Raw genomic sequence first — 17,096 nt, 5'->3', positions numbered from 1 at the left:
CAATTTTGTAGAATAATATTCACCTAATTTTAAATTTTTAATCCAAAATTCAAAATCGTTATTCGGGAATATTGACAACAGTACTAACCATACTGTTAAATTCTAAAAATTTACAGATGTAGTGTTTCGTGATATATAAAGCAATACGCTTGGGTTAAGGGCTAATAGTACAAAATTGTGGGTTTTCAAGACGCGATAAATCGCCGTCTCTACAAGTGTTTTGGTCTTATCTGAACTGTATTGATATAGCCGTAGACATACAGATTAGGACAGTGTTGATTGCTCAAAGTCTTGAAACAACTGGGTTTTTACTCAGCACTCAGCACTTAGCTATATATAAAGTTGTTTATAAATAAGAGCAAAAACTTACACCGGAATTTCAATGATAAATTCTGTACCTTCACCCAGAACCGAGTTAAAACTCAATTTTCCGCCGTGGGTTTCTTCAACAATTTGACACGCGATCGCTAATCCTAATCCTGTTCCTTTACCGACAGCTTTTGTAGTAAATAAATGGTCAAATATTTTTGATTTGACTTGTTCACTCATTCCCTTACCATTATCCGCAATGGCAATTTTAACTAGATTATTTGCGACTGAAGTTGTAATTATAATGCAGTTAGAATTGGATTTAATTTCTTCAAAGCTGCGTCCATGATTAGATTCATCCAAGGCATCAATGGCATTGGCTAGAAGATTCATAAATACCTGATTTAATTGACCGGGGAAGCATTCAATTTGAGGTAAATTACCGTAGCTGGTGACAACTTCAATGGCGGGACGTTGTTCATTCGCTTTGAGACGATGTTTGAGAATCAGAATGGTACTATCAATGCCTTGGTGGATATTGAAAGGCACTTTGTAATCTTGATCGGCACGAGAGAAAGTACGTAAACTGGTGCTGATGTTTTTTAGGCGATCGCACGCCATAGACATGGAATCAATCATCTTGGGCAAGTCTTCTAAACTATAATCCAAGTCGATTTCTTCGGCGTGGTCAATGATTTGTTCACTTTTGTTAGGTAAACTTGCTTGATATAGTCCCAGATGTTCAACAATATCGGTAAAAGTGGGTTTAACTTGTTTGAGACTGGCAGAAATAAAACCGAGAGGATTATTCATTTCGTGAGCTACACCAGCAACCAAGTTGCCTAGTGCAGACATTTTCTCAGTTTGCACCATTTGTAATTGGGTGTTTTGCAGATCGGCGAGCGCTTGTTCTAGTAAAAGTGATTTTTGTTGCAAGGCAAGTTCCGCAACTTTGCGATCGTTAATATCCACAAATAATCCATCCCACACCATAGACCCATCGGCAAATATTTGGATTCGAGATTCCCCATGAATCCACTTGATAATTCCAGAGGGTGTAATAATTCGTCCTGACCATTGCCAGGGAGATATGGTTTGAATGGCTTGAGTTTGGGACTGTTGATAACTCACGGCATCATCTGGATGCACCATATTGTCGAAAAACTGCCAATTGAACATGGCTTGCTCTGGGGTAATTTCTAGTAAGCTGTAACAGTCGGCACTAATGTAGCTCAACGATATAACCCCATTGGCACTCATACAATATTGAAAAACAACGCCAGGAACATTATCTACAAGTTTCTCAAACCGAGAGTTACTCGCACTCAACTTGGCGAATGACTGCTCTAGCTGTTGGGCATATTCCTGAGAACGTTCATAAAGTCGGGCATTTTCTAGGGAAATGGCCGCTTGGGCGCAGAGTAAACTTAGCAGTTCGACGCGATCGCTGGTGAACGCTCCCATTGCTAAATTATTTTCTAGATATAAAATGCCCATCAACTTACCTTGATGCAAAATCGGACTACACAAGATACTCTTAGGCTGTTGACGAACAATATACGGATCGTTGGCTAAGGTCGGATCTGCTGTCGCATCCACCAGGACAACAGTCTGCCTGTTGTGCAAGACTTTGTAAATCAACTTCAGGGGAATATCCTGACTTTCCTCAATGGGAAGGCGCTGCAACACGACTGGCTGTGTTCCCTCGGAAATCGACCCTTTAATTAGCAGGCGATCGTCTCGCAAAAGCATAAACACGCATTTATCAGCCCCTGCATCTTCCATGACGATCAAAAGCAACGATGAAAGCAGTTTTTCGAGTTCGATTTCACTTGAGAGAGTTTGGTAAGCTTTGAGAATAGCTGCTAAATCTAGGGAATCAGATATGCTGCTGCTAGAAGTGGCTGAACTGGTGGATGTAACACTCCCCAAAGCGAAGATGGTTTCGTTAGTGGAAAGGGTGGAACGGGTTTGCTGTAATATGGGAGCAAGTAGTTGGGGATAGCGTTTTTCTAAGTCAGCGATTTTGGCTTTTGCTCCCCAACGAACATAGCCATAGTAAGCTTGAATCATATACTCCTGAGCAATCCTTTCCTTACGCCATTCCAGGTAAAACTTTGCTGCTAGTTCGTTAGCGAGTGCTTGAATATGGGTAAAGTGATTTTCTTTGGCTGCGGTAATGGCGCGATCGTAACAGGCGATCGCATCTGCGTAGTTACCAGAAACTCTTGCCATTTCAGCCCCAAGCAACAGCAATTGATGCAAAAAGTTCTCTGGACAAGTCTGCGTCCAGGTTTCTAGAAGTTGCCGGTGCTGCTGCATCACATCCCAGTAGTGCTGTTGATTCTCTGGTGTTGCTTTTGGATAAAGCGCGGCTAAACTAAGCGGGTAATAAAAGTGGAATAAAACGATCGGAAACAGACCAAGATTAGAAACCAGCGTTTTTTCAGCAATAGCAGCAACTTCCAGGGCATCGGCATAGCGACCGTATAAGTACAATAGCTGAAGTTTCAAGAAGCAATACCAATTGATACCAGCTTCAAAATTATTCTTCTGCCAAGCATCAAGACAGACAATCTTGCGATCGCCATGATCGACCAGTAGATCGGATTCTGCCAACAAACCTTGCAGGTGCAAAAGAAATTGCTGTTGTAGGTTAAATGTATGCGTCATGTTCACATTATTTACTTGTTGCACATAGCTCAAGTATTTCTCGGTTTCGGCATACACCTCTGATAAACAATCGCCCTTCAACAGCATCGTCCAAATGAGACATATTACTGCCCAGATGCCAAACCCAATGTCACCTGTTTCATAGCTGATCTGGAGAGATTGTTGGTAAACTGCTACGTTTTCAACCAGTGGTCTATTGTAGGGATTGATTGTATGACCAAAAACGTTATTGGTTTTGGGAATGAACTTAGCGCTATTGAATTGGCGATCGAGCTTTCGCCCTAACGTAGCGAACTCATAAGCACTTCGATAGTTTCCCTGTATTGTGAGCATCATCCCATACAAACAGTAAGCACAGCCCGAACTTTCGGCATTGCCATAGGTGAATGAAGTATGAACCATTAACAGGATGCTCAGAATTGTCAGCGCTTGATTGCCACCAACATAAGCAGCCCCCCAAAGATTGGGGAGGATTGACATACATACCTTCTTCGCCGGATCGGTCATCGCAGGCAGGTCATATAAATCTGCGGATTGCACAGTTTCCAGTTTGAGGTGGATCTCCTTGAGTGTGGTTTCAATCAGCGCTTGCTGACCTTCATCGGTTGCCGGAATGCTCATGCCCATAACACTCAAGCCACTCAATGCAGCCTCATAAGCGGCGAGTAGATTCTCTCCCTGATTGGATCTCAGGGCTAGTTGAAGGCCATAAATCTCTGCGAGATCGAATTTCTTCTTGGCGTACTGTAATGCCCGATGGAAGAGTCGTTCTGCCTCGTCAAAGCGCCCTGTGATGTATTCGCACTCTGCACATTCTCGATAAAGCTGAAACGTCAGGTCGTAGGCAGTCTCCCAACTATCTTCGGAAAGCATTTCCATCCCGATCGCGCAGTATTTAATGGCTGCCTTATAAGCTGTGGAAACTTTTGCTTTTTTGCCAGCAATCAGATTCAACTGCGCTAACTCATAGCGATCGCCGATCTGATCTATCAGAGTAATTCCATTGTTCAATTGATTAACAATATCAAAAACATTGAGTTCTATGGCTTCAGGTGCAGTATTTCGCAACAGCAATTGCCCAACGTTGAGATGAGTGGCTTGCTTTTGATCGTCAGGAATCAGAGAGTAGGCAGCTTGTTGTACTCGGTCATGTAAAAATTTGTATGTAACCGTTTGATAATTTTCTAGTTTAACAACTTGACTTTCTTCCCCTACATAAAACTTATAAACTTCACTAATGGGTAAAACTAAACCTTCTTGTAATGCTTTCCATAAACTTGCTGCCGTTTCCACCTCTGACTGTTCGTAAACAATTGCTAAAGTTTCTAAATCAAACTGGTTGCCAATACAAGCAGCTAACTGCAACACTTCTTGAGTTGATTCAGGCAGTTTTCGGAGTTGAAATACCATAAAAGTAACAACGTCATCTGTAACCGCTTGAGTTGTCACCTGTGGGATGTCACATTGCCAACAGCCTAACTCAAAATCAAATTTAATCAACCCATCTTGATGCAATGCTTTGAGAAACTGGGAGGCAAAAAACGGATTACCTTGAGTTTTCTGATCGATTAATTGAGAAAGAGTCCATGCCAAACTTTGTGGACATTTCAGCGTGTCAGCAACTAATTTATTTACTTGCCCTTGACTCAGTGGCGCTAAAGTGATTGTATTAATCATTGCTTGAGTTTTTTGAATTTCACTCAAAGCCAACATTAATGGATGTGCTGGGTTTACTTCGTTATCACGGTACGCACCAATTAATAAAAGATAACCTGTATCAGCTATTAATAATTGCATTAACTTCAGCGATGCCGAATCTGCCCATTGTAAATCATCTAAAAATATCACTAAAGGATGTTCAGCACTGGTAAAGACCTGAGTAAATTTTTGAATCAGTAAATTAAATCTATTTTGTGCTGCCGTTCCTGATAATTGTATAGCGGGCGGTTGTTCACCAATAATTCTTGATAATTCGGGGATGACTTCAATAATTACTTGACCATTTTCTCCAACAGCATCTAATATTTGGTTTCTCCATTGCTGAATTTGTACATCACTTTCGTTTAACAGTTGTCCCATTAAATCTCGGAATGCTTGCACAAATGCACTGAAGGGAATATTCCGGTGAAACTGGTCATATTTTCCTTTGATAAAATAACCGCGTTGGCGAACAATCGGTTTATGAACTTCGTTGACAACGGCTGTTTTACCAATTCCCGAAAAACCTGCTACCAGCATTATTTCTGTTGCACCAAGGCTAACTCTATCAAATGCTTCGAGTAGTGTTGATACTTCAGTTTCTCGTCCATAAAGTTTGTCAGGAATGATGAAGCGATCGCACACATCCCGTTGCCCAATCTCAAAAACCTCAATCTTACCAGAAACTTGTAGCTGATATAAACACTTTTCTAAATCAAACTTCAGTCCCAATGCACTTTGATATCGATCTTCGGCATTTTTTGCCATCAATTTCATCACGATGTCTGACAACACTTGCGGAATCTCTTCACTTTTGACTTTTGACTTTTGACGTTTAACTTCCCGAAGGGATGGTGGAAGTTTAGCAATATGAGAATGTACCAACTCCATCGGATCGTTTGATTGAAAAGGTAAAACTCCAGTGAGTAATTCGTAGAAAGTTACACCCAAAGAATAAAAATCAGTTCGGTAATCAATCCCCCGATTCATTCTTCCTGTTTGTTCTGGAGAAATATAAGCAAGTGTCCCTTCTAACACATTGGGATTGATTAGTGTTTGCGTTTCCCGTGCTAGCAAAGATGCGATACTAAAGTCGATTAATTTAACTTGTTTTGTTTCGGGATTAATTAAAATATTGGCGGGTTTGATATCTTTGTGAATAATCCGCTCGTGATATAATATATCTAAGGTATTACACAGTGCGATCGCAATTTCTAAAAACTCTTGTAGAGATTGTCGCCCGATCCTCACTCCCCATTCATTGAGGGAAATCCCCCCGAAGTCTTCCACCACAAGTGCATAGCCATTTTGGTATGGTTCTAGGCTATAAGTTTGGACGATTAGCGGTGATTTGAGATTTTTAGCTATGGTGTACTGATTCTGAAACGACAAGAGTTCGCCCCAACTCGGATGAGGATTTTTCAGCAGTTTAATAACTACAGCTAATGAGTCAGTCTCTCGATACCCTCGATAAACTATGGTTCTAGAACCATCGTAGAGCTCTTCGCTAACCTTGTATCCAGGAATATTGACAAGAGTGCTAACCATACTGCTAAATCGTTAAGGCTTCCAAATTTAGTATTCCCAGATGCCTGAAATTGTTTACTAAAAAGAGCCAAAAGTTACACCGGAATTTCAATAACAAAATCCGTAACCTCACTGAGAACTTAGTTAAAACTCAATCTTTTACCGTACTCCCTGAAACTGCAAGCGAAAGTTTTGCCAATTAGATATTTATATGAGTCTTCCTTACAATTATGAATTCAAAACTCCTGCCACAGTTTTAACTGGTAAGGTAATGACAAACTCTGTTCTTTTTGCTACTACAGAAGTGCAGTTCAGCTTACAACCCTGGATTTCCTTGATAATTTGACGCTCGCTCGCTTTGTTAATTTTTATAGCTCAAGCTTGTTTAAATAGATTAAAAATCTTGCCTCAAACTAGCTGATAGCCATAACTTATTAACAGTTGCACAGGTAGATACACTTAAGTTAATGTTTAAACTAGCCATGAGCACTCTAATTAAAGGCATATCTAAAATCAATCGGTAACAACACAGAAGATGATTGACTATTAACTTAATGACTAACAGACGCCAATTTTTAAAAGGGGTGGCAGCGCTTTCTAGCTTATCTTTAGCTGGTTGTGGCTGGAGGCTAGCTGAAGTACGTGCTAATTCTAATACTAATGGTCAGCGTGACCAACTTTATATTTTTACCTGGACGCAATATACTGACAATCAATTACTGGAAAATTTTAGCACCCAAACTGGTATAAAAGTGCTAGCGGATGTATATGATTCCAATGATGTCATGCTAGCTAAATTCCAAGCTGGAGGCGGTGGCACTTATAGCATCATCAACCCATCTGATTACATGGTGCAGAAGATGGTAGACAAAGGTTTGCTAACAGAAATAAATCACGATCGCTTAATTGGTCTAGAGAATTTATTTCCCCGGTTCCAGAATCCTAGTTATGACCCCAATAACCGCTACAGTATCCCTTTTAACTGGGGAACAACAGGTTTACTTTACAATTCCGAAAAAATAAACAATCCACCACAAGACTGGGATTACCTTTGGCAAAATCAAGAGCAACTTAATCAGCGGATGACCTTGCTCAATGATGTTCGAGAGGTGATGGGTGCGACGTTAAGAATGCTAGGTTATTCTTACAACTCAAAAAATGAACAAGAAATAAAACAAGCTTATGAAAAGTTGAAGGAACTAAAACCTGCGATCGCACGTTTTGACACTGACGCTTGGCAAAATCAAATTCTGGCAGGAGATTTACTATTAGCAATGTGTTATTCAGCAGATGCAGTGAAAATCTCTCAAGAAAACCCTAAACTCAAATATGTGGTTCCTCGCAGTGGTTCTTCATTATGGACAGACACTATTGTGATTCCCAAAACAGCCCCCAACCAAGCTGGAGCCTATGCTTGGATTAACATGATTTTGCAACCAGAAATAGCAGCCCAAATCACTCAACGTCTGAATATTTCTACACCTAATAGCGCTGGATTTGAACAATTGCCAAAAATAATCCAAAACAACGTTAATTTGTTTCCGCCAGAGTCACTTTTACAAAATTGTGAACGTGTTACTCCTGTAGGAGAATTTGAAGAGGTTTACGATCGTTATTGGACTCAATTGACCAGCAGTTAAAACAGTTAGGAGTTAGGAGTTAGGAGTTAGGAGTGATTAATTTGGAAAAAAATGAGATTTCTAAAATAGAAGAATTGCATCATCCCGTCAGAAATTGGCTACAACCCTTGGTATTGCTTGCACCATCTGGCATTTGGTTATTACTTTTGTTGGTGCTGCCCAGTTTGATAATTTTCGAGTTAAGTTTAGTTGCAGACATCCGACCGGGAGATTTAGTCAATCCCAACGGATTCAAAAACTACATTAGAATATTTGACCCCCTTTACCTGCAAGTAATTGGGCGATCGCTATTTTTTGCCTTTGGCACCACAATAATTTGTTTAATTTTGGGCTTCCCCGTCGCCTATTGGATTGCTCAGATAGCGCCGCAGCGTTGGCGAAATTTGCTGTTATTAAGCTTTGTCTTGCCTTTGTGGACTTCCTCCTTACTTCGCTCCTATGCTTGGATTACAATTCTTCGTCCTACTGGTTTATTGAATAGTTTACTCAGCAATTTAGGCTTGCCTACTTTGCAATTACTTAATCAGAGTCAAGCTGTATTGATTGGTATGAGTTACAGCTTGTTACCCTACATGGTTTTGATTTTATATGCTTCTCTCGAAAAGTTAGACAAGCAGTTGTTAGAAGCAGCAGCTGATTTAGGTGCAAATCCTGTGGAAACTTTTTTCCAAGTAACTGTACCGCAAATTTTGCCGGGAATTGCAGCTGCTTCCATGCTTGTATTCATCACAGGCTTGGGGGATTTTGTCGATCCAGAATTACTCGGTGGTGCTTCTAGTATGACGGCGGCGCGGTTAGTTTATAATCAGTTTCTTGGAGCCACCCAAAATTGGGGATTTGGTTCAGCATTAAGTATGACGTTAATTTTGCTAGTTAGTATTGCGATCGCACTTGTAATTAAGTTTGGTGAACCTACACCCAAACCTTAAACTTTTGTTCGCTCATTTATAATAAAGGCATTAAACGCCAGCGAGACAACGGTTATGCTCTCACCCGATCTCAAAAATGCGTTACCAACTACCGACGAACTTCCCTGTTCAGACGATACCCCAGTGGATAACGAAGATCAAAACTTTTTGCCCAATATTTTACTCTTTTTACTTAACTCCATTTGGGCAAATCGCATGGATTGGTACTTCGGAGTAGATATGGGACTGTATCACACCACAGGAGTAAATCCTAGAGTACCTGTAGTCCCAGATGCTTTTTTAAGTCTGGGAGTAGAACGGAAAAAAGGTGGTAAATCACGCAAAAGTTACGCGGTTTGGGAAGAAAATGGGATAGTTCCAATATTCACATTAGAAATGGTATCCCATACCCCAGGCGGTGAATATGACGAGAAGCTAGATATATATAGAAAACTCGGTGTATTGTACTACGTAATTTATAACCCTGAGTTTTGGCGACGCGACCAACATCAACCCTTTGAAGTGTATAAGTTGCTCGATGGAAACTACCAATTACAAATAGGTGAACCCTATTTAATGCCAGAGGTGGGTTTAGGTATAGGACGACACCAAGCTGTAATTGGCGGGATACAACAGGAGTTTTTATGTTGGTATGACGAGCAAGGAAACCGCTATTTTACAGATGCAGAACAGGCACAACAAGAGCGATCGCGGGCTGAACAAGAACGGCAAAGGGCTGAACAGTTAGCGGAGTATTTACGTTCTCTAGGTGTAGATCCAAATAATCTACCTGGTAATTAAGGCGATCGCGTCCCAAGGATTGATACACTACATAAGTACACTATGCTTCTTTCACCACTGTGGTATCACTGAGCTTAAACTCTTAGAGATAACTTACCGATCGCACTCAACTAAAATTCAGATTAATTTTAATGATTTGTCACCATGAGCAAATGATTTAAATCATTTGTATTACTGTTAATTAAATTCTTGATTGTAGATAAAAATTCATGCTCTAAATAAGGCTTAGTTAAGTAAGCCTTAGCACCCAATTCTTGGGCAAGCTGACGGTGTTTTTCAGCGCTACGAGAAGTGAGAATCACTACAGGTATTTTGCCTAAATTGGGGTATTGACGGAAATTACTCAACAACTCAAAACCATTCATTCGTGGCATCTCTAAATCGGAGACAACAACTTGAATTTCAGGATGTAACTGCAACTTTTCTAGAGCTTCTACACCATTTTGGGCTTGTATTACTTGATAGCCAGCTTTTTGTAGAGTCAGAGAGAGAGTTTGTCGAAGACTAATTGCATCATCTACTACTAAAACAACTTTTGGTGATTTATTTGGCTCTTGAGAATAACTGGGTTGGATTTCTATCGGTGATTTATTATCTGGCTCTTGAGAATAACTGGGTTGGCTTTCTATAGTTGTCGTGGAAGTAGATGCGGCAAGTAATGGTGTAGATGAAAAAGTATGTCCTGATATCGGCAAAGCTTTTTTATTAGATGACGAAGCTACTGGTAGCGCTCTGATATCAAGTGTTGTTTGTTGGATCTCGCTAGACTTTACCAGCAACGAAGCATCAATAACTAAGATGAGATTACCATTAGCTAAACTACTACAACCATAAATATATTTTGGTGGTGCGATCGCATTTCCTAAAGGTCTAATTACCAGTTCTTGTTCACCAATTATTTGGTCAACTTCTAAAGCAATTTTTCCCTGATTTTGTCGTAGTAAAAGCACCGGATTTTTCGCTACGCTTGGATCGTGAGTATTTGATGTGTTGTATGAAGTAGCACTATTAAAGAATGAACCATTATAATCAATCAACTTTGAAAGTTGACGAAGGCTGACCATAGTTTCATCATTGTCGGTGTGCAAATGCAAGACTTTGTTTCCTTCAATTTCTTTAATCTGTTGATCGGAGGGAATCAATATTTTTTCTACACTGTCCAAAAGGAGAGCATAAACAACACCTTTGGCTTGAACTAGCATTAATTTTTCTGTAGTCATAGAAAAAGGAATTTTGAGTATGAAGATTGTTCCTTGATTGGGTAAGGATTGAACTGAAATTGAGCCATTGAGTGCGTGCATCTGAGTACGCACAATATCTAAACCCATACCGCGCCCAGAAATATCACTCACTTTATTAGCAGTAGAAAACCCAGGCGCAAATATCAAATCTAAAAGTTCAGATTCAGGCAGATTAGAAGCATAAACTCTAGTTTTTTCTTCAGTTTGTACGGGATAAAGTTCAGCAGCTTTTCTACGAATTCTGTCTAAATTTAATCCCTGACCATCATCCCGAACCTCAATAACAGTTTGGCTACCCTGATGATAGGCGCAGATTTCGATTAAACCTTGTTCTGGTTTACCAAGCTCTCGACGAAGTTGTGGAGCTTCAATACCGTGGTCAAAAGCATTACGCACTAAGTGTAACAAGGGATCGTACAGCTTTTCTGCGATCGCTTTATCTACTAGAACTTCACTACCAATAAGTTTCAATTCTACAATTTTTGCATGAACATTCCCCAACTTATCTACCATGTGGGGGAAGCGATTTAGAATATTGCCCAAAGGCGACATTCGTGCTTCTACTAAGCTATCTATAATATTAAGAGTTAAATTCTCTTGTTTGTCACTAATTTGAGCAGCTTGGGTCAAAAGTAAGTCAAGAGACTCTGTGGTTTCTTGTAGTTGCAATGCTTCTTCTATTGATTCATGCAACGTCATCTGAAATTCTGTATATACATCCATTTCTAGTGAGTCAAAATCCACTGCAAAACTTTGCGTTTGTTGTGAGCTTATATTTTGTATTTGTAATGGTAAATCGCGTAATTCATTTAAAGTTGTTTGGTGTCTAGTGAGTTGCTGTATTAATTGCTCAATTATTTCTTTGACTTGTTCATCTTGCAATCCACGCCGTTTTTGATAAATCAGCAATTCTCCTGCTAGATAATTGAGGTGTTGCAGTCTCTCTGTATCTACTCGAATAAATGAAGGTTGGCGAAAGTTTTTAGTTTGAACATACTGTGATTTATCTTCTATTTCTTTGTTTATTTGTGTAGCTAAATCAGGCATGACTTCAATAGCTGTTTCAGAAACATTGATAACTACCTGTTCACTGACAGTTAATGAATCAAGTTTTTCTGAAGAATCATCAGTCTGGAACGTCACGACTTCAGCAGCAATATTTTGGCTAGCTTCTTCTCCCCATATTGCTTCTAGGAAGTTATCAGTTGTTTGGGTTGATACAGATATCTCTTTAATAACTAACAGTGTTTGTAGTCTGGGACTATCAAGCCAATTTTTCTCTTCGCCAGTAACAGGAGGATAATTTTTATATTCTTTTGCTAATTTATAAATTTGGTTTTGTAGGATTTTAATTACTGAGAGATAGGCATCAGATGATTTAAGAGAATATTGAAATTTTGCAACTGCAAATAGAATGATTAAGATGATGCCACGTCTATAAATATAAAGACTTTGACTATCTTCTTCATCTTGGACAAAATCAAGAAATTTTTTCAGCCAGTTTTCGATATACTTAAGTAAAGTTTTTCTTTCTAATGTGGGAACCAGTAAAGTCAAACTTAGTTCTGCTTCTGGTATTTCCATCTGGTGATTAAACCAGCCAAAAATATAGCGAATTACCTTTAAATAAAACTTGGCTGTTGTTGGATTGACCGATTCATTTTTATTGTGATCAGATGTAGTGATAAACTGGTAAAATTGTTCTTCATAGGTAATAAATGTGTTAGCAGATGAATTGTTTTGCAATTCTTCAAATAACTCATTATTTGCCACAATTGTGAGTTTTCGTAAATTTGGAGAAGGTTCTCCACCAGATGTGCGATCGCCATCTAATACTAATTTTTGTGATTGTTGTAAATCTCCAAGAGCAATTTCTGCAATTTGCTGCACCTGGGTGGGATTTGCTTGCAGAGCCAACATAATCGTTTGGGAAATTTCTCCCAATCCAGGTAAGTTTAGAGATTCTGCCAAGCCGAAAAATACCTCGGCTTGAGACTGTAAAAATTCAATCAATTCGGCATTGCTTGGTGGATTATTAACAGCATCAGCAATACTGTTTAGACGTTGCTTTACTCCCACTTCAAAAACGGACTGTACAATATCAAATCCCAATTCTTCAGAAGTGGGAATATGAGACTCAGCACCAAAAGCATCACCCAATTTTTCTTGCAACTGTGCAAAGACAGAAGTTGCCCGGTGAAGCAATTCTTCATCATTAACAGTACTGCCGATTAGCTCAGTATTTAATGCTATACTCAGACACTCATAAGCTTGTAATAAAAGCGTTTGTAATTCAGCATCAACTATTACATTTGGATTATAAAGAGCCTTAAATACATCTTCTAAAAAATGGGCTATCATCTTAATTACTTCTAATCCAACATTAGCAGCACCACCTTTAAGTGTATGGGTAGCTCGCATTAAGTTGTGAATTTTTGCAGTGCTATAACCTTCCGATAAGCTAAATAGCTCTTGTTCAATAATTTGGACTAGTTCCGGGGCTTCAGCCAGAAAGTAGATGTATCCTTGTTCGCGAATTTCTTTATCTGTGATCATATTTTTGATTTTAAATTTTGGATTTTGGATTTGTTACGTAAAGTTTTAATTGATGCAACTGTAATTGCAAGAATTTCGGTGTTTTATGACATCAAATTGCTCACTTTTTCCAGTGGTAATAAACCAACCTAAACAATAAGTTCCATCCAATAAAGACTTTCATCGGCTTCTTCCTCTAGCAAGCTGAGTTTAGCAATGACATCGGTGGTTGACTTACCACGACAAGCTGACCGATAGTTAGCTCCCACAGATGTTGCTGAACGGATTAGCTGCTTGCCAATTACATCTGCCGTTCGGCTCTGCGGAAGAGCTTCTACTAAGCGGATTACTCGCAATGCTAGCTGCTTTGTTATCCGCTTAAAATTCTCCTCATTCATAATCCAAAATCTAAAATCTAAAATCTAAAATTCATTTGACTTTAAACTTGCTAGCAGTTGTTAATAGCTCTTGCGCCATACCTGATAAATCTTGGAACACGGTAGCAATTTCTTGAGATTCAGCAAAGGTTTTGTTAGCAATTTCTGCTACATCTTGCATTGATTTAGTTACTGTTACAGATTGCGCCATTTGTTTTTGAGTCGCTGCGGTAATTCGCTCGATTAGCTGACTAATTTCGGCAGTTGCAGAAACGATCGCATTTAAGTTTTGGCGAGTGTCACTGACAAGATTTGTACCTTCTACCACCTGTTGAATGCCAGTTTCCATCGCTACTGCAACTTCCCCAGTTTCTGCTTGAATTTCCTGAACTAATTTTTCAATTTCGATGGTTGCTGCTGCTGATTGGCGAGATAAAGAACGGACTTCATCAGCTACGACAGCAAAGCCTTTGCCATATTCACCTGCACGAGTGGCTTCAATGGCTGCATTCAGAGCCAGTACGTTTGTTTGTGTGGCAAAATTACCAATCAAATTCACCACTTTGGAGATTTTTTGCGAAGATTCGCTGAGGCGTTTAATCTTTTTGCTGGTTTGAGCAACGGTTTCACGAATTCCTTGGATTGCTTTTACAGTCAGGTTCATCGCAGTATCACCAGACTCTACAGTTTGATTGGCTTGTTGCACTGCTAGTTGCACTAACTCTGCGTTCGCCACAACAGCTTGAGTAGAGTCCACCATATGTTGAATTTCGCCTAATGCTGCGGTAATTTCCTCGGATTGCTGTTGTGCTAGATTGGTTAGTCCGGCCAGTGAAGCGTCGCTATTGCTAGAAGTTTGGGCAACTTGTTGAGCAGCGCCCTGTACTTGAATAACGATTTGCCGCAGCGCTTGTAGGGTATTATTGTAGGCGTCAGCGATCGTTCCTAGCTCGTCTTCTGTAATTGGTGCGCGTACCGTTAAATCGCCGTTGAGAGCGGGTCTAAGGGCTGTTAGGAGTTGAATAGATCGTTGTTGTAGTAACTCCTTAGCTGCCTTTTCCCGCGCTGCTGCTTCTGCTAATTTTGCTGACTGCGCTTGTACTTGTTGCAAATATTCGGTGTGTTGTAATGCCAGTCCTAACTGGCTGCCAATACGTGCTAACAAAGTGACTTCCGATTCTTCCCAATCACGAGTTACCGAATTTTGATAAGCTCCTAGCAAGCCCCACAATTGTTCCCCAGCAAATACAGGAACAATTACATAAGCTTTGACTTCAAATTGCTCTAAAATTTCAATGTGGCAAGGAGAATGACCTACCTGATAGATGTCATTTACAACAAAGCTTTCACCCTGGACATATCGACCTCCCTGAGTTTCTTGTAAATGGGTATCTTCCCAGACGGTTTTGATGTCGGGGCCTACCAGTTTTACCCAAAGATGACCTGCTGATTCCGCTACAAATTCACCACTCCAGTTAGAATTGAAACGATAGACGGCAACGCGATCGCATCGCAGTAATTGTCTTACTTCTTGAGTGGTGGTTTTGAAGATTTCTTCTACATCTAAAGATTGCCGAATCCGGTTACTTATTTTGGTGACAGCTTTCTCTTGTTCTGCTATCTGAGCTAATTTATCAGATTTCACCCGCACTAATTCCAAATAGTCGATCTGTGATTTAGCTAGGCTAAATTGCAAGCTAGTCTGAACCAAAAAGTTCACTTCCCAGGTTTGCCATTCACGGGTGCTGGAATTTTGATAAGCTGCCAGCAAGCCCCACAATTTTTCCCCGAAGAATATAGGAACAATTATGTAAGCTTTGGCTTCAAACTGCTCTAAAATCTCAATATGGCAGGGAGCAAGCCCTACTTCATAGATGTCATTTACAACAAAGTTTTCACCTCTAACATACCTACCTCCCTTAGTTTCTTGCAAGTAAGTATCATCCACAATGGTTTTAATATCAGGGCCTACCAGTTTTGTCCAACCAGTACCCACAGACTCAGCTACAAATTCGCCACCCCAATCAGGGTTAAAGCGATAGACAGCGACGCGATCGCATTGTAGTGATTGCCGCACTTCTTGAGTGGTTGTTTTGAAGACGCTTTCTACATCTGAAGATTGTCGGATGCGGTTGACTATCTTAGTGAAAACTTTCTCTTGTTCAACTATTTGAGCTAGTTGGTCAGATTTCGTCTGCACTTGTTCCAGATATTCCCCTTGTGAGATAGCCACACCAAATTGCAGTCCAATTTGAGTGACAAAGCTTTCTTCCCAAGGTTGCCAATCACGAGGCCCAGAATTTTGGTAAGCTGCCAGCAAACCCCATAGTTTTTCTCCAGAAAATATTGGCGCAATGACGTAAGACTTCATTTCATACTGCTCTAAAATGTCAATATGACATTGAGAATGACCCATTTGATAAATGTCATTGGCCACAAAGGTTTCACCTTTGGCATAACGTCCTCCTTGAGTGTCTTGTAAGTGAGTATCTTCCCAGACCATGTAAAAATCAGGGCCTACCATTTTTACCCAACCATTACCCACTGACTCAGCGACAAACTCGCCACTCCAGTCAGGTTTGAAGCGATAGACACCGACGCGATCGCACTTTAATAATTGACGTACTTCTTGAGTGGTTGTTTGAAAAAGCTTATCGACATTTGATGCTCGCAAAATTTTGTCGATGACTTTAGCTACCGATTTTTTTGCTAGTAGCCGCTGTTGCTGTTCTTTTTGGAATTCAAAGCTCTGTAATTTATAGGTCAGTTCTGTTGTAATTTGAGATAGTAGACTAATTTCTACTTCTTGCCACTGTCGTATTGAGTAGCAATTATTTACTGACAGTAATCCCCATACTTTACCTTCTACTAAAATCGGCAAACTTAAACTAGCTTTAATTTGAAATTTATCTAGCAGTTGCTTTTGATAAGGTGTAAGTTGTATCTGATTAATATCGTCAATAACTACAGATTCTATATAGTCTTGATTGGTATATAAGCCAAAAATAATTCCGGGAATATTTTCGCCTAAAGTCGGTGTCCAACCTAATGTTCTAGATTCTGCTAAAACATTACCTGATTCCCGCGAAGTAAACTGATAAATTAAGGCGCGATCGCAGCCAATCTTTTCTCTAATCTGCGCTACAGTGATTTTGAGTAGTGTATCTAGGTCTGGTGCTTGGCGCATGTGAGTTGTGATGTCTTGCAATTGTCGCCGCCAAGTTTTAAATTCCTGAGCAATCGCATTTAATAAAGTTATTTCATTGCTAGCAATATTCGCTATATTAGCGTTACCATTTTGATTTTCTAATTCAGAGATTAGATGCTCATTTTCCTGGCTACTGTTATACAAAAACGTCATTTGATTAACCTCAAAACTTGTGATAG

At 39.8% G+C, this 17,096-nt stretch carries 7 protein-coding genes; 3 read left to right on the top strand and 4 right to left on the bottom strand.

The genetic code is table 11. From position 1 onward, the window contains the following. Positions 1-366 precede the first annotated feature (366 nt). The gene (locus HUN01_RS24120; protein WP_181928301.1) at positions 367-6,228 is read right to left on the bottom strand and encodes a trifunctional serine/threonine-protein kinase/ATP-binding protein/sensor histidine kinase; all 5,862 of its coding nucleotides are present in this window, start codon (positions 6,226-6,228) and stop codon (positions 367-369) included. Positions 6,229-6,761: 533 nt separating this feature from the next. On the opposite strand from HUN01_RS24120, the gene HUN01_RS24115 reads away from it, so the two are divergent. Genes HUN01_RS24115 through HUN01_RS24105 form a run of 3 tightly spaced genes read left to right on the top strand, consistent with a single transcriptional unit; the run spans position 6,762 to position 9,556 of the window. Then, positions 6,762-7,847 carry an ABC transporter substrate-binding protein gene (locus tag HUN01_RS24115; protein WP_181928300.1) on the top strand — a complete coding sequence of 362 codons (1,086 nt, stop codon included), beginning with the start codon at positions 6,762-6,764 and terminating at the stop codon, positions 7,845-7,847. Between the two features lie 35 nt (positions 7,848-7,882). Next, complete coding sequence (locus tag HUN01_RS24110; RefSeq protein ID WP_181932797.1) at positions 7,883-8,776, top strand: ABC transporter permease; 894 nt, start codon at positions 7,883-7,885, stop codon at positions 8,774-8,776. A 54-nt stretch (positions 8,777-8,830) separates the two neighbouring features. Further along, positions 8,831-9,556 carry a Uma2 family endonuclease gene (locus HUN01_RS24105; protein WP_181928299.1) on the top strand — a complete coding sequence of 242 codons (726 nt, stop codon included), beginning with the start codon at positions 8,831-8,833 and terminating at the stop codon, positions 9,554-9,556. 128 nt (positions 9,557-9,684) lie between these two features. Here HUN01_RS24105 and HUN01_RS24100 read toward each other — a convergent pair whose 3' ends face one another. The 3 genes from HUN01_RS24100 to HUN01_RS24090 form a co-directional block, all read right to left on the bottom strand. Further along, positions 9,685-13,353: a hybrid sensor histidine kinase/response regulator gene (locus HUN01_RS24100; RefSeq protein ID WP_181928298.1), complete on the bottom strand. Its 3,669-nt coding sequence runs from the start codon at positions 13,351-13,353 to the stop codon at positions 9,685-9,687. 128 nt (positions 13,354-13,481) lie between these two features. Then, positions 13,482-13,730, bottom strand: coding sequence for a four helix bundle protein (locus HUN01_RS24095; protein ID WP_238845579.1), 249 nt, complete (start codon positions 13,728-13,730; stop codon positions 13,482-13,484). Between the two features lie 31 nt (positions 13,731-13,761). Further along, complete coding sequence (locus tag HUN01_RS24090) at positions 13,762-17,070, bottom strand: GAF domain-containing protein (protein ID WP_181928297.1); 3,309 nt, start codon at positions 17,068-17,070, stop codon at positions 13,762-13,764. Positions 17,071-17,096 lie beyond the last annotated feature (26 nt).

The sequence above is a fragment of the Nostoc edaphicum CCNP1411 genome, from assembly GCF_014023275.1.
GTDB classification, from domain to species: domain Bacteria; phylum Cyanobacteriota; class Cyanobacteriia; order Cyanobacteriales; family Nostocaceae; genus Nostoc; species Nostoc edaphicum_A.
This window is presented reverse-complemented; position numbering and strand designations above follow the sequence as displayed.

Excerpts from the sequence above, each read along its gene's own strand:
- HUN01_RS24120 (WP_181928301.1), bottom strand. The coding sequence starts at position 6,228 with ATGGTTAGCACTCTTGTCAATATTCCTGGATACAAGGTTAGCGAAGAG.
- HUN01_RS24115 (WP_181928300.1), top strand. The coding sequence starts at position 6,762 with ATGACTAACAGACGCCAATTTTTAAAAGGGGTGGCAGCGCTTTCTAGC.
- HUN01_RS24105 (WP_181928299.1), top strand. The coding sequence starts at position 8,831 with ATGCTCTCACCCGATCTCAAAAATGCGTTACCAACTACCGACGAACTT.
- HUN01_RS24100 (WP_181928298.1), bottom strand. The coding sequence starts at position 13,353 with ATGATCACAGATAAAGAAATTCGCGAACAAGGATACATCTACTTTCTG.
- HUN01_RS24095 (WP_238845579.1), bottom strand. The coding sequence starts at position 13,730 with ATGAATGAGGAGAATTTTAAGCGGATAACAAAGCAGCTAGCATTGCGA.
- HUN01_RS24090 (WP_181928297.1), bottom strand. The coding sequence starts at position 17,070 with ATGACGTTTTTGTATAACAGTAGCCAGGAAAATGAGCATCTAATCTCT.